This is a genomic window from Myxococcus eversor, assembly GCF_010894455.1.
Taxonomy (GTDB): Bacteria; Myxococcota; Myxococcia; order Myxococcales; family Myxococcaceae; genus Myxococcus; species Myxococcus eversor.
On the sequence record NZ_JAAIXY010000007.1, the window covers coordinates 55532 to 69377 of the forward strand.

The 13846-nt window shown below is 67.4% G+C and carries 12 protein-coding genes; all 12 read right to left on the reverse strand.

The window, feature by feature from the left end:
• Window positions 1-6: 6 nt before the first annotated feature.
• The 12 genes from G4D83_RS15720 to G4D83_RS15775 all read right to left on the reverse strand — a co-directional run bounded on the left by G4D83_RS15720 (window position 7) and on the right by G4D83_RS15775 (window position 13820).
• On the reverse strand, window positions 7-1032 hold the full coding sequence (locus tag G4D83_RS15720) for a PAAR-like domain-containing protein (RefSeq protein WP_163865571.1): 1026 nt from the start codon (window positions 1030-1032) through the stop codon (window positions 7-9).
• Window positions 993-2105, reverse strand: a complete 1113-nt coding sequence (locus G4D83_RS15725) for a beta-ketoacyl synthase N-terminal-like domain-containing protein (RefSeq protein WP_163865572.1) — start codon at window positions 2103-2105, stop codon at window positions 993-995. The genes G4D83_RS15720 and G4D83_RS15725 overlap by 40 nt, the downstream gene beginning before the upstream one ends.
• Window positions 2102-3139 (reverse strand): DUF2169 family type VI secretion system accessory protein, encoded by a 1038-nt coding sequence (locus tag G4D83_RS15730; protein ID WP_163865573.1) that lies wholly within the window; start codon window positions 3137-3139, stop codon window positions 2102-2104. The genes G4D83_RS15725 and G4D83_RS15730 overlap by 4 nt, the downstream gene beginning before the upstream one ends.
• Before the next feature lie 8 nt (window positions 3140-3147).
• A complete protein-coding gene (locus G4D83_RS15735) occupies window positions 3148-4455 on the reverse strand; it encodes a TIGR02270 family protein (protein ID WP_163865574.1) in 1308 nt (435 codons plus the stop codon).
• Between the two features lie 179 nt (window positions 4456-4634).
• Window positions 4635-5342, reverse strand: a complete 708-nt coding sequence (locus tag G4D83_RS15740) for a VOC family protein (protein ID WP_163865575.1) — start codon at window positions 5340-5342, stop codon at window positions 4635-4637.
• Between the two features lie 135 nt (window positions 5343-5477).
• Window positions 5478-6296, reverse strand: coding sequence for a tetratricopeptide repeat protein (locus tag G4D83_RS15745; RefSeq protein ID WP_163865576.1), 819 nt, complete (start codon window positions 6294-6296; stop codon window positions 5478-5480).
• The gene (gene dnaK, locus G4D83_RS15750) at window positions 6297-8138 is read right to left on the reverse strand and encodes a molecular chaperone DnaK (protein WP_163865577.1); all 1842 of its coding nucleotides are present in this window, start codon (window positions 8136-8138) and stop codon (window positions 6297-6299) included. It abuts the gene before it with no gap.
• 17 nt (window positions 8139-8155) lie between these two features.
• Window positions 8156-9481: a DnaJ domain-containing protein gene (locus G4D83_RS15755; protein ID WP_163865578.1), complete on the reverse strand. Its 1326-nt coding sequence runs from the start codon at window positions 9479-9481 to the stop codon at window positions 8156-8158.
• A 109-nt stretch (window positions 9482-9590) separates the two neighbouring features.
• The gene (locus G4D83_RS15760; protein ID WP_163865579.1) at window positions 9591-10820 is read right to left on the reverse strand and encodes an aspartate aminotransferase family protein; all 1230 of its coding nucleotides are present in this window, start codon (window positions 10818-10820) and stop codon (window positions 9591-9593) included.
• Window positions 10821-10876: 56 nt separating this feature from the next.
• Window positions 10877-12280: an ATP-dependent protease ATPase subunit HslU gene (gene hslU / locus G4D83_RS15765; RefSeq protein ID WP_163865580.1), complete on the reverse strand. Its 1404-nt coding sequence runs from the start codon at window positions 12278-12280 to the stop codon at window positions 10877-10879.
• A gap of 10 nt (window positions 12281-12290) precedes the next feature.
• The gene (gene hslV, locus G4D83_RS15770; protein ID WP_163865581.1) at window positions 12291-12818 is read right to left on the reverse strand and encodes an ATP-dependent protease subunit HslV; all 528 of its coding nucleotides are present in this window, start codon (window positions 12816-12818) and stop codon (window positions 12291-12293) included.
• A 99-nt stretch (window positions 12819-12917) separates the two neighbouring features.
• Window positions 12918-13820, reverse strand: coding sequence for a tyrosine recombinase XerC (locus G4D83_RS15775; RefSeq protein ID WP_163865582.1), 903 nt, complete (start codon window positions 13818-13820; stop codon window positions 12918-12920).
• Window positions 13821-13846 lie beyond the last annotated feature (26 nt).

The window sequence follows — 13846 nt, forward strand, 5'->3', positions numbered from 1 at the left end:
CATTCCTCAGGGGCAGAGATCATTTCCGATGATGACGGGCGGATTCGTTTTGGCGTTGATCCCCAGCGCACTGCTCAGAGCCACATACTTGACTTGCTGTCCTTTACCCCAAGCGCAAGCAGACTCTCCCGAAGCGGTGACCCAGCCACCGCCTTTCTTGCGACGAATAGGTGTTCCTTCAGGGCAGCGGAACTTGAAGTCAAAGAACTGAGATGGGTTACCCCGAGCATCCAGCGAACAGGCATCGGGCCAACAAGTGCCTCTCAGAGCTTGCATCAACCGGCCCCAAACCTTCCGTCCTATCGTCGCCTCCGACGCTCCAGGGAACAAGCCCCCCTCCCTGACATCCGCCGAGATGCGTTGCGCGAGTCCCTTGCGCGTCATCCCGAGCGACTGGGGCGGATTGCAACGCACGTCATAGCCACGCTCTCCGCAAAGTTGGGGGGGATTGCCGCTACCCGCGTGTTTCTTCAGCGCCTCCTCGCAGCAGTCATGCTTCTTGTTGCCGAGCTCCATGCATGTGCTCTGCTTGTTGGCCTTCACATCCTTGTCGCACTTACACGCAATCTCCCGCAGTTTTTCCTCAGCGGTCTGAAGAGGAACCGCAGCCCCCTGCCCTTCTCCGGGAAGCGTCGCAGCGTTGGCGGGGCTTCCTCCGTTATTCGTCATCGCATCGCCCAGCAACTGGATGTTCTTCCCCTCCGCCTTGGTGTCCATCGAGCCGGGCGCGACCCACTCGGTCTTTCCGTGGGTCTGCCCCGAGACGACACCGCCTCCTTGAGCCTTGCTCGCCATGTCGCCCTTGCTCATGAAGTACGAGCCCTTGATGGCGACCTTGTGGCCTTCGATGAAAACCTTCTTGGTGCCCTTCGTGAGCCCCTCTCCGGACATCCCGACGTTGGGAAGCACGACGGGTACGAAGGGCGCGGGGGGCCCGGGCATCTTGCAGAAGTTGGGAGTCGTGGCGGGGGCCTTGCCATCACTGCCCTCCGTCACGGGTGTCTTGGGGGAGTTGACCGAGACCGTGCCCATGCTGGCACCTGCCTTTCAGCGACGTGGTCGAGATGGAGGAGCACCGCGGAGCGCTCTCCTCCGCGCGAGCTGGCCCACAACAGTGGCCGAGGCCCTCGCGCATAGTTCCTTTGTCCGGAAGCCACGGCCAGGCACGCCAACAACGGGCCCGTCGCCGCTCCGACATCCCCCCAGCAATCACTGGGTGTCACGTAGTCCGAGTGGTCCGCGAACGCCAACTGACACCGCAAGCTGGCGTAGGTGAACTCCTCGGTGCGATGGGGTTCACCGTTGAGGTCACAGTACATCGTGTCCGCCAACGGAGTGGGCGGGCTTCCCAGGACACTCGTCGCACCGGCGATGGCGTCGGAGAGCCCCCTGCCCACGTTGATGCCCTGCGTCCCGAAGTGATGTTCCTCACGCCGAGTCACCGCGGAGGCAATCCGAGCCAGCGGTGTCAGCCCCAGGTGACGCGTCACGCGCGACGAGGCCAGCAGACAGAAGCCCGCGCCTTCTCCCGGCGTGAAGCCGGAGCGATTGACAGGCGACTTCAAGAGTCCCCGCGCATCAAGCGACTCCAGCGTCTCGGCATCCAGGTACGAATCCACGCCGCCCACCAGGCAGAGGTCGGCCCGGCCAGACTGGAGGCACTTCCACCCACGCTCGAGCGCCATCAATCCAGCGGCATGCCCCTGGGGAAGCACCTCCACCTGGGTGAGATGAAGTCCCGAGGGTGCTACGTCGCGCAACCAGCGGGCCGGTGACTCGGCCTCCAGCCCCGACAAGGAAGCGCGAGCCTCGGACACCGCCACCATCGCCGCAAGCGACAAACGCTCCCGGGGCGACGGCCTCACCGGAGCCAGCGCCTCCTCCATGGCGCTCTTCGCCAGCGTCTCCACTCGCTTCACACCTCTCAGCTCGGCTGGCAGCAGGGAGTCCCTCGCCACCATCATCGGCTGGCCCCGCTGGTCAACCATGAAGGGGTGGTCCCCTCGACGACTGATGCCGGCTCGCACGGCCGCCGCCACATGGTGGGCCTTGAGTCCCACCGCGGTCCTCGCCCCCAGGGTGATGATGCCGATGTCCTGACTCATGCGGACCTCTGCATGGACAGGTACTCCTTCTGGTTGATGACCGTGACGTCCAGCTTGTCCGCGTCATGGTGACACGAGAGGCTGGTATGCCAGACCAGGGTGACCTGTGGCAGTTCCGGCTCCAGGATGACCGTGTGGAGGCGAGCACGATGCTCCACGCTCTTCCGCCCGAAGAAGGTCTTGAAGGCCAACCAGACCTTCGGCAGCTCGAACCCCAGTCGAGACCACCGGGAGAGATTGACCAACTCGACGCGCTCGCCTCCCTTCAGGAATCCAGGAACCTGCTGGTCCACGGGAGCACACTGGTGGAAGCGCTCGTCGAAGTCCTCCGGCAGCAATGGGAAACGCGTCTTCTTCCACCGCTCGTCGCACGTGCCCGCCAGTTCCCGACGAGGAGACCAATCGCTGGGGATGGCTCCCAATCCCGCAAGGGGAGGACGGTCCTTCCAAGAACGGATGAGGTGGCGAGGAGACTCCACGTTGGGCAGCGCCACCTCCCCGGAGTGGGAGGCCTGTGTGACGAAGCCAGTGCCCACGGGATTGTCAGGGTGGACGCGATGCTCCGCTGCATCCTCGGCCTTCCTGTCCCATCCTCCGAAGGCCCGCTCATAACAGACAGGAAGGGTGACGAAGGGCCGCGGAGCACTCATCGCCGGGCCACCGAGCACCGCTCGCTTCCACTCGCGGTCACCGAAGACGCGCAGTTGTTTCTTGAGCGCGCCCACTTGAAGCGAGACATCCAGGACGGTGGTGGGCTTGCCACCGGGAGCATGGGCCAGGGCATTGACGACGACATCCGTCGCCAGCTTGGGCGCCGTCAGGTCCATGACATGAAGCAGGCTGGAAGCACCAGGTTCCCCGCGATACGTCGGTAGCAACAGCGGCGGAGGCTGGGTCTCGCTCAGACAGGTGCGCTGATTCTCCTGGAGATCGTAGGTCCCCTTGACGACGACCACCCAGCGTTTGGCGCCGTCCTTGTCGAGGACCCAGGTTCGATCCGCCGCGAACGGGGTGTGGTTTTCGAGAGTCCACATGGCCAGACTCACCACCCTTCCAACAGCCCAGGAAGCGGGCGGGACGACAGGCTCAGGGCCCCGCTTCGCAGCGCGGCCAGCTCGCGGTTCTGTCTCGGAGAGAAGGCGCGCGTCTGAAGCCTGCAGGCCCCGCGACTGCGCAAGGCCAGCTCCAATGCATGGGCATGGCGTCGGCGCATGGGGCCCACCTCCAGCTCCGAGAGGAGCAGCTCCACGGAGAATGGCTTGCCTCGGAGGTAGCGCTGGCCCGCTGTGAATCCCTTGCGCTCGTTCTGCCACCAGGCGCGCACCGCCCCTGGATTGGGAATGGGCAGGGCATCCTCGGGTCGAGGCGTCAGGTCCGCGTCCAGGTCCTCCTCTTCCAGCGGGATGGGCTCCTCACGGGGAGACTCCTCGCGTTCGAGAGCGAAGCCGTCCTTCAGCGACAGGCCGGTGATGGCGCTGAAGGACTCGCCCGCCAGCGGGGCGAAGCGCGGATGCTCCAACCATTCGAGACAGGCTTCGGCCGCGGCGGGGTGGCCGCTGAAGCCCAGTGCCCATAGGACGTCCGCACGGAGGCGCTCCTCCCCCATCAGTCCCAGCAGTCGCGACAGTCCCGTGCTGTCTCCACCGAACCCCAGCAACAGCAATTGATGACGACTAGGCGACGCCTTGACCGAAGCCCCATCGAGGCAACGGTCCCAGGCCGAGCGAGCGCCCGCCATCAATCCCGCCTCGATGGCCGCATCGAGAACCTCGGGACGGGAGTCCCTCAACAAGCGTGCAAGCTGTATCCGCATCCGCTGCGGCGGGAGCACCTGCAAACAGCGCGAGGCCACGGCGAGAAGCCGCTCATCCGTGCCGCCCAGAAGCCCGTCCACGACGTCTGTCATGGGCGTGAGGTGGTGGAATGCGAGCACGTCCAGGGACATGGACAGAGGATCCGCGTTGGTGCGGGCCAACAGCGCCTTCAGGCGCCTCGCCATGGAATCCCCCTCACTCAACTCCCACGCACGCTGAATCGGAGGCCGAAGCTCCTCGGACCCCGCGGACAGGGCCTCTAACGGTCGCGTATTTCCAGGGGCCGCCAACAGAGCGAAGGTGGCGGAGAAAATCAGGGACGGATCTTCTGAGTCGAGCGAAGGCGTCAACAACAACTCGGCCACGGGCGCATCACCGACAACAAGGCCATCCAGGTGGGCCCGCAGCCGCCCCTCCAGCGAGAGGCTCTCCTCGAAGTTGAAATCCGGCGCATCCAGGGTCTGTTCCCACTGCGTCCAGAGAAAGGCGGCTTCGCTGAGGTGCTCCTCAAAAACATCCAGGAGGACGGCTTCCATGCGCACACCCACCAGACAGTGCCGGACACGGACGCGCCCCCCACCTCACCCGCTCATCTGCGGCTCGCCCCCATCCTCTTCGGACAAGTCTAGGATGGCCGCCGTCAGACCATCCCCTGGCATCCCGCGGACTGTCCGTCAAATGACAGGGAGGCCCATGAACGTCGGGCTGGCGCTCCTCATGCTTGGGCGCGAACCAGCTTGTCGACGGCTTCCAGTTCTTCTCGCAGCGATTCGCACTCCAGTCTGGAGAGCCCGAGTCCATCGATGGCATGAAGACACTCGCGAGCACGGGCCGGCTCATCCAGGGCCACGGCCAGCTCCACACGCGCCACGAGCGCCCTCGCCCGCTCAAGCGTCGTCCCGGCATCGGGCTTCCTCAGCGCGGCGTCGAGAACCTTCGCGGCGGTGGCGTCATCACTCTTGAAGTCACGAAGCCTCCGCGCGGTCTTCAGGGCCTTGCCCAGGTGCGTAGCGGAGGCGTCTTCGTCGTCACCGTAGCCATTCGGCTCATCGCGACGGATGAACATGACGCTGTTTCCAGACGGGTCGACGAGCGTGAAGCGCGTCTGCCCTTTCTTCATCCGGGTGATGCGTGGAATGCCTCGCACGGGGATCTTGCCGTATGCCTCGCGCAGCACGGCCGAGAAGCCCTCATGCAGCTTCTCCACCTCCTCCACGATGATGAGGCAGCAGCTATAGACCTCCTCGGGCTTCAACTCCTTCAAGCCGAAGAAGTGGAGGTGGGCACCCCCTCTGCGCGTCGCCGCGTATGGGTTTGGCGCGCGCTGCCGATACGTCACCTCGAAGCCCAGCCGGCCATAGAACTCGAGCGTCGGCTCCAACTCCACACAGGGGAGCGCCGGGATGCTGGCGTCATGCTTCATGGGGTGCCTCCCGCGCGACACGGGCCCGAAACTGGCCTCGACCCACTCGCGAACAGAAAAAACCTGTCACCATGACAGCCTCCTGTCAATATGACCGGAATGACTCCCTCTCAGGGAACATCGTGAGCAGGGAGGTCAGGCAGCGGCGATGACGCCTTCGTCGAGGAGCTGAGCGAGGATGCGGGCGGTATCCAGCCGCGTCATCCCGGACAGCGAGAAGAGGTCCTCGAACGTCACGGCGCCATCAATCTGCGCGAGCACGAAGCCCGCGCGGTGGTCCAGGCTGAGCCAGATGATGTCGTCCGGCTGGAGGCGCACGCGGGGCACGCGGCCCAGGTCGCCCAGCTTCGACTCCAGCATGGCCATCAGCATGCGCTCACTGCGGATGAGCAGCACATCCACGCGCGGGTCTCCCGGTGCCAGCTCCTGCGCCTTGAACAACAAGTCCACCGCGCCCGAGTGGTCATCCAGCTCCAGCAGGTCGGCCGCGCCGCGCAGCAACCGCTCCAGCTCGCTCTCCGTGATGGGGACACCGTACTCGTCGGTGTTGCCCTCGGGGACCCCGTACTCCTGCGTGGTGGGCTCGTCGCGAGAGAGCAGGTCCAACACGTCGCCCTCGGCCGGAGGTCCATCTCCCTCCGGAATCAGCACGCTGGGCGAGCGCTCCTCGTCCTCTTCATCCAGCGGACCGCCCTCGCCTTCCGCCCACGCCCCCCAGTCGCCATCCAGCGACGGCAGCGGTGTCCCTCGCGAGGACGCGCCCGCTGATGACGCGTCGAAGGGAGTCCCACGCCCCGAGGGCGTCGCCAGCGCGGCCAGACTCTCGCGCGCCCGGACATTGTCGGGGTCCAACACGAGCGCCCGCTCGAACAGCTTCTGCGCGCCCTGGGCGTCGCCACTCAGGCGCAGCCACTGTCCCGCTTCGACGAGCTGGTTGGCGCGCTGGGTGCTCATCTATCGCCCCGTGCCACTGCGCGCCGGCCCCCTGAGCTGGGCCAGGCACCCCGCCAGCAACTCACACGCGCGCCCCAGCGCCCCCACATCCTCCCCCGCGCGGACCTGCCGCGCATGCTCCAGCACCTGCTCCGCCCGAGGCACCGCGTCGACGGGAAGGCCTCCCCCACCCGGCAGCAGCCTCGCTCGCGTCAGCGCATCCATGACGTCACGAGCGAGCGAGTCCAGCTCCATGCGCTTGACCTTGAGGTCCTCGGAGATGCGCGCGGCCATGAGGTAGCCGCGCTGCTCGTCCATGATGCGCTTGAGCTCCTCTTCCGTGAGCCCGCTGGATGCGGTGACGGTGATGGACTGGCGAAGGCCCGTCTCCCTGTCTCGCGCGGAGACGGAGACGATGCCCTCCGCGTTGATGTCGAACGTCACCTCTATCTCCACCTGCCCGCGAGGCGCCTCGCGCAGCCCGGTGAGGACGAACTCGCCCAACAGCTCGTTCTGGTGCGCCAGCTCGTGCTCGCCCTGGAGCACCATGATCTTCACCAGTCGCTGGAAGTCCTTCGACGTCGCGAAGACCTCCGTCGCCGACGTGGGCACCGTCGTGTTCTTCGGGATGATGCGCCGCACGTAACCACCGGCGATGGCCACGCCCAGGCTCTGCGGCGTGACGTCCAGGAGCAGCAGCTCGCCCTCCTGCGCCAGCAGCGCGTGTGCCTGCACCGCGGCGCCCAGCGCCACCACCTCGTCCGGATGCACGCCCTTGCACGGCTCGCGACGGAAATAGCCGCGCACCGCCTCGATGATTTTCGGCATGCGCGACATGCCGCCGACGAGGATGACTTCCTTCAGCTCCGAGGCCCGCACACCCGCCTCGCCCAGCACCTCCGTGGTGATGCCCACCACGCGCTCGGCCAGGTCCGCCGTCAGGTCATCCAGCTTCTCGCGCGACAGCGCGGCCTGGAGGTGCAGCGCCGCGCCACCCCCGGGCGGCGTGCTGATGAACGGCAGGTTGAGCTGCGTCTCCTTCACGCTGGACAGCTCCACCTTCGCCTTCTCCGCCGCGTCCTTGAGCCGCTGCAACGCCATGCGGTCCTTGCGCAGGTCGATGCCATGCTCCTTCGCGAAGCCGAAGACGAGCCACTCGATGATGCGGTTGTCCCAGTCCTCGCCGCCCAGGTACGTGTCGCCGCCGGTGCCCACCACGTCGAAGACGCCCTGGTTGATCTCCAGCACCGACACGTCGAAGGTGCCACCGCCCAAATCGAGCACGGCCACGCGGCCATTCACGGTGCGGCTGAAGCCATACGCCAGCGCCGCCGCCGTGGGCTCGTTGATGATGCGCAGCACGTCCAGCCCGGCGATGCGCCCCGCGTCCTTGGTGGCCTGCCGCTGGGCGTCGTTGAAGTACGCCGGCACCGTGACGACGGCCTTGCTCACCGGCCTGCCGAAGTGCGCCTCCGCGTCCGCCTTCAGCTCCTGGAGAATCATGGCGCTGATCTCCGGAACCGACAGGTCCTTGCCCCCCATGCGGATGCGCAGGTCATCGTGCTGCCCCGGCACCACTTCGTAGGGCAGCGAGCGCAGCGCGTCCTGCACCTCGTGCGAGGAGAACTTCCGGCCGATGAGCCGCTTGGCCGCGTACACCGTCTCCTGGGGATTGGTGATGGCCTGACGCTTGGCGATGCCGCCCACCAGCCGCTTGCCATTCTTGGCCATGGCGATGACCGACGGCGTCAGCGCCTGGCCCGTGCGGTTCTTGATGACGACGGGCTGGCCGTCCTGGACGGTGGCGACGATGCTGTTCGTCGTCCCCAGGTCGATGCCTATGAGGGGTTCGGACTCAGCCATGAGAGAGCGTGCTCATCCTAGAACGTCCAGCGCAGCTTCTTGAGCGCCGCCTTGGCCTCGGCGTTGTCCGGGTCCAACTTCGCCGCGTCTTCATAGACGCGCTTGGCCTGCTTCTTCGCTCCCGAGTCGGCGAGTACTCGTCCCAGCAACAACTGGTGCTCGATTCGCCCTCCCTGAACGTCCACGGCGCGCTGTGCCAGGACGCGCACCTCGCCCGCATCCTGGCCCTGTTGAAGTCCCAGTCTGGCCGCACGGAAGGCGGCCTCCGCGTTCTGTCCATCCAGGGAATAGGCCAGCCGGTAGGCCGCGAGCGCCCCGACGTCGTCGCCGTGCTGCTCCAATTCCTTCCCTCGAGCCACTTCGACGGACGCGCGCTGCTCGTCGTGGCGGCGGCGCGCCTCCACCAGCAACGGCGGTACCTCGCGGTTCTTCGGGTCCAACGTCTGGACCTGGTTGAAGTCCTGGTAGGCCCGCTCCCAGTCGCCTCGGGCGACGGCCGCCTTGCCGCGCGCCACCAGCTCCGACAGCCGCACGTTGCGCGCCATGTACGGGTGCCGGGCGAGGCGCGCCTGCCGCTCCGCCTTCCGCGCCTCGGACGCCGCGTCCTGCACCGGAGGCGGCATCGACGGGGCGGGCGCCTGCAACGGGGACTCGAGGCGGAAGGGTCGCGGCGTGGGAGAGAACGGCATCAGCTCCTGGGTCGGGTCCGCCGTCGGAATGGGCGCGGGCGCGGGGGCGGGAGGCGTGGCGGCCGCGGAAGCCGTCGCGAGCGCCGGGTGCGCCTTGAGGTACGCGTCCCGCTTGTCCTGCTGGGTGAGGACGTTGTGGGCGTCCGTGAGCCTCCGGAAGATGCGCTCCATGCGCGCGCGGAAGCTGCCCAGGTTCTTTCCGAAGTAGCGGTCCGGGTGAAAGCGGCGCGACGCGTTGTAGTACGCCTGCTTCGCCTCGGCCGCCGGGGCGCCGGGGCGCAAGCCCAGGACGGCGAAGTGGTCCATCCCGTCCAGCGCCCGCTCCAGGTCGATGATCTCCTTCTTCCGCTCCGGCTCCAGGTCCACGTCCTCGGCCAGCGCGGCGTCCACCGCGGGAGCGGGCTGGTTTCGCTGCACCACGCGCGCGGGGACGATGGCGCCCTTGGCCCGCAGCGCGAGCAGCACGGCGATGGTGCGCGCTTCACCCAGGGTGGAGCGTGACAGCACCTGGTCGATGCGCTCCACCCGGCCGACGAGCGACAGGACGGACGACTCCTCCGAGGAGAGCTGGAGGCGCGCAAAGTCCAGGTTGGGCACCGTGGCGATGTGGTCCGTCCGGGCCCCCAGGCCGACAATCGTATTTGGCGCGCTCACAGGACGGTCCACGGATGGGTTGCCGAAAGGTCGAGCCTAGGTTTTGGGGACGCGGGGCGTCAAACACCCAGTGTCCCCGCCCAGGCCCCTGCCAGGGGAAAATCCAGACTCAGAGGGCGGTCAGCACCCGCTCGATGATGGCGAGGCTCTGATCCATCTCCTCCCGGGAGATGGTGAACGGAGGGGCGAAGCGGACCGTCCGCTCACCAGCCGCGTTGCCCAGCACCCCCGCCTCGCGCAGCTTGCCGAGCACCTGGGGCGCCTCCCGGTCCATCTCCAGGCCCACCAGCAGGCCCTGCCCCCGGACCTCCACCACACGGCCGGCCGGCAGCCGACCCTGAATCTCCCGCAGGCGGTCCAGGAAGTACGCGCCCTTGGACGTCACCTCATCCAGGAAGCCCGGCTGACGGATGACCTTCAGGGCGGCGTTGGCGGCGGCGGCGGCCACCAGGTTGCCACCGAACGTGGAGCCGTGGCTGCCCGGGGACAGGCTGGCGCCCACGTCCTCGCGGCACAACATGGCGCCAATGGGCAGGCCGTTGCCGAGCGCCTTCGCCATGCTGATGGCGTCCGGCTGGATGCCGTCGCGCATGAAGCCGAAGGGGATGCCGGTGCGGCCCATGCCCGTCTGGATTTCATCGACGAGGAGCAACAGGCCCTTCTCGTCGCACAGGGCGCGCAGCCCCTTGAGGAAGCCCGCGGGAGCCAGGCGCACGCCACCCTCGCCCTGGATGGGCTCCACCAGGATGGCGGCGGTGGCGGGACCGATGGCGCGGCGCACGGCGTCCACGTCACCGTAGGGCACGTGCTGGAAGCCCGCCGGCAGCGGCTCGAAGCCCGCATGGTACTTCGGCTGCCCCGTCGCGGTGACGGTGGCGAGGGTGCGGCCGTGGAAGCTGCGCTCGAAGGTGATGACCTCATAGCGCTCCGGGGTGCCCCGGTCCTTCATCACCTTGCGGGCCAGCTTCAGCAGCGCCTCGTTGGCCTCCGCGCCGGAGTTGCAGAAGAAGGCGCGCTGGAACCCACTCCACTCACACAGCTGCGCCGCCAGGTCGATCTGCGGCTGCGAGTAGAACGCGTTCGACACATGCCACAGCGAGTCCAGCTGCGCGTGCGCCGCCGCCACCAGGTCCGGATGACAATGCCCCAGCGCGCACGTCGCCACCCCGCCGATGAGGTCCAGATACTCACGGCCATCCGCGTCCCACACGCGCGTACCCCGACCTTTGACCAGGACGATGGGCTGCTGCTTGTAGTTCTGCAGCAGGTGGCTCTTGGCCTTGGAGATGAGGGTGTCGTTGGAAGTCGAGTCGGCGGCGGAGGGCACGGGCTGCGGCAAGGCTGTCTACCTTCCTTGGTGGTGAGGGAGCGGCTGCGAACGCGCCATATACCGCGCTAGAGGATGTAGCGCGACAGGTCCTCGTCCTGGACGATGGAACTCAAGCGCTCACGCACATAATTGCCGTCCACCTGGAAGTCTCGAGGCCCCAGCTCACTGGCGGCGAAGGACACCTCGTCGAGCAGTCGCTCCAGCACGGTGTGCAGGCGGCGAGCGCCGATGTCCTGCGTGCGCTCGTTCGCCTGCTGGGCGATGCGCGCCAGCTCCGTCACCGCGTCGTCGGTGAAGGACAGGCGCACGCCCTCGGTGTGGAGCAGCGCGGTGTACTGGCGCAGGAGGGAGTTCTTCGGCTCGCGGAGGATGCGGATGAGGTCGTCACCGGAGAGCGGCTCCAGCTCCACGCGGATGGGGAAGCGCCCCTGCAGCTCCGGAATCAAGTCGCTGGGCTTGGAGACGTGGAAGGCGCCCGCGGCGATGAAGAGCATGTGGTCCGTCTTCACCATGCCGTACTTGGTGTTGACGGTGGAGCCCTCGACGATGGGCAGGATGTCGCGTTGCACGCCCTCGCGCGAGACGTCCGGGCCGCCGCTGCCCTTGGCGCCCTCGCGGCTGGCGATCTTGTCGATTTCATCGATGAAGACGATGCCGCTCGACTCGGCGCGGACGACGGCCTCGCGCTGCACGCGGTCCGGGTCCACCAGCTTCTGGGCCTCTTCCTGACGCAGCAGTTGCAGTGCCTCTGGCACGCGCACGCGACGTCGACGCGTCTTGCTCATGCCCGGCATGTTCTTGAAGAGGTCCTGCAGGTTGACGCCAATCTCCTCCATGCCCTGGCCGGAGAAGCCGCGCATGAACGTCTGCCCGCTGTCGCTCGTCTCCACGTCCACGTACTGGTCATCCAACGTGCCCGTGCGGAGCTGGGCGCGGAGCTTCTCCCGCTCGGACTCTCCCAGGCGCTGCGGCGCGGGCGGAGGAGGCGGCGGGGGCGAGAAACCGAAGGGCGGCGGCGGGGGTGGAGGAGGACGGGAACCGCTGTGGAGCAGCTCCATCAACCGGTCCTCGGCCAGCTCCTCGGCACGGGGGCGGACCTTCTCTGTCTCCTCCTCGCGCACCAGGGCGATGGCGTTCTCGACGAGGTCGCGAATCATCGACTCCACGTCGCGGCCCACGTAGCCGACCTCGGTGAACTTGGAGGCCTCCACCTTCACGAAGGGCGCCTGCGCGAGCTTCGCCAGCCGGCGGGCAATCTCCGTCTTCCCCACGCCGGTGGGGCCAATCATGATGATGTTCTTCGGGTGGATTTCGTCGCGCAGGTCGTCGTTGACCTGCTGACGGCGCCACCGGTTGCGCAGGGCGATGGCCACCGCGCGCTTGGCGGCGTTCTGCCCGACGATGTAACGGTCCAGCTCGCTCACCACCTCGCGAGGCGTGAAGGCGGACGGCTTGCGCGATTCGGCCACGGGGTGGCTCCTAGAGCTCTTCGAGGGAGATGTTGGAGTTGGTGTAGATGTCGATTTCGCCGGCGATGGAGAGCGACTCCCGCGCCACGTCGCGAGCGGGCATCTGCGTGTGCGCCATGAGGGCGCGCGCGGCGGCGAGCGCGTACGGGCCTCCGCTGCCCACCGCGGCGATGCCGTAGTCGGGCTCAATCACGTCGCCGGCGCCGGAGAGGATGAACGTCTTGTCCTTGTCCGCGACGACGAGCAGGGCCTCCAGGCGGCGCAGGAATCTGTCGGTGCGCCAGTCCTTGCCCAGCTCCACGCAGGCGCGCGCCATGTTCTTCTGGTGCTCCTTGAGCTTGCCCTCGAAGCGCTCGAAGAGGGTGAAGGCATCGGCGGTGCTGCCCGCGAAGCCGGCGAGCACCTGGCCGTCGCCCAGCTTGCGGACCTTCTTCGCCGTGTTCTTCATCACCGTCTTGTCGAGGGAGACCTGCCCGTCGCTGGCGATGGCGACCTTCCCGTCACGCCGCACACAGAGGATGGTGGTTCCGTGGAACATGGAGCGGGTTTAACAAGCCGCGCCCCGCGTTTCCAAGGAACACCGCCTGCCTGTCCGCTCCCGCACCGTTTCCTCGTGCTTTCGGAAGCGGCGCGCGCCTCACGCCCGGGGATGGGCGGCGTCGTAGACCTGCTGGAGCTGCTCCCAGCTCACGTGGGTATACCGCTGCGTGGTGGACAGGCTCGCGTGGCCCAGCAGCTCCTGGATGCTGCGGATGTCCGCGCCCCCGCCGAGCAGGTGCGTGGCGAAGGAGTGACGCAGCGCGTGCGGACTCACCTTGCGCGCCAGCGCGCACTTGAGCACGTGCGCGTCCAGGTGCCGCCGGATGCTCCGGGGCGTCAGCCGTCCCCCTCGGAAGTTGAGGAAGATGGCCTCCGGCGCCTGGTTCGGCTTCGGCTCCGCGAGCAGCTCTCCGCGCCGGGCGAGGTACGCCTCCAGCGAGCGGATGGCCTGCGCGTTGACGGGCACGAGGCGCTCCTTGCTCCCCTTGCCCATGACCCGGACGATGCGCCCGCTCCGGTCCACGGCGAGCAGGTCCAAATCACACAGCTCGCTGATGCGAAGCCCGCCGCCGTAGAGCAGCTCCAGGATGGCCTTGTCGCGAAGGCCCAGCACCGTCTTCAAGTCGTGCACGTCCAGGAGGGCGAAGACCTCCTCCACCGGAAGCACCTTGGGCAGCGCCTTGGGCAGCTTGGGGCTCTTCACCAGCTTCGCGGGACTGGCGGGCAGGAGCTTCTGGCGCACCAGGTACTTGTAGAAGGACTTGATGGACGCGAGCCGGCGGGCGCGGCTGGCGGGGGCATGGTCCACGCTCAGCGTGCCCAGGTAGCCGCGGATGGCGGCGTGGGAGCCGGCCAGGAGCGAGAGCTTCATCCGCTCGACGAGGTAGCGCTCGTAGTCCACCAGGTCGATGAGGTAGTTGCGCACCGTGTGCGGCGACGACCCCTTCTCGTCCTCCAGGTGGACGCGGAACTTCTCCAGCAGCGGCGAGAGGGTCGTCATGGCGAGGCCAGCGTAGGGGGCCCGGA

Bases quoted from the DNA above. Each gene is read 5' to 3' on its own strand.
- G4D83_RS15720 (WP_163865571.1), bottom strand. From the start codon at position 1,032: ATGGGCACGGTCTCGGTCAACTCCCCCAAGACACCCGTGACGGAGGGC.
- G4D83_RS15725 (WP_163865572.1), bottom strand. From the start codon at position 2,105: ATGAGTCAGGACATCGGCATCATCACCCTGGGGGCGAGGACCGCGGTG.
- G4D83_RS15730 (WP_163865573.1), bottom strand. From the start codon at position 3,139: ATGTGGACTCTCGAAAACCACACCCCGTTCGCGGCGGATCGAACCTGG.
- G4D83_RS15735 (WP_163865574.1), bottom strand. From the start codon at position 4,455: ATGGAAGCCGTCCTCCTGGATGTTTTTGAGGAGCACCTCAGCGAAGCC.
- G4D83_RS15740 (WP_163865575.1), bottom strand. From the start codon at position 5,342: ATGAAGCATGACGCCAGCATCCCGGCGCTCCCCTGTGTGGAGTTGGAG.
- G4D83_RS15745 (WP_163865576.1), bottom strand. From the start codon at position 6,296: ATGAGCACCCAGCGCGCCAACCAGCTCGTCGAAGCGGGACAGTGGCTG.
- dnaK (WP_163865577.1), bottom strand. From the start codon at position 8,138: ATGGCTGAGTCCGAACCCCTCATAGGCATCGACCTGGGGACGACGAAC.
- hslV (WP_163865581.1), bottom strand. From the start codon at position 12,818: ATGTTCCACGGAACCACCATCCTCTGTGTGCGGCGTGACGGGAAGGTC.
- G4D83_RS15775 (WP_163865582.1), bottom strand. From the start codon at position 13,820: ATGACGACCCTCTCGCCGCTGCTGGAGAAGTTCCGCGTCCACCTGGAG.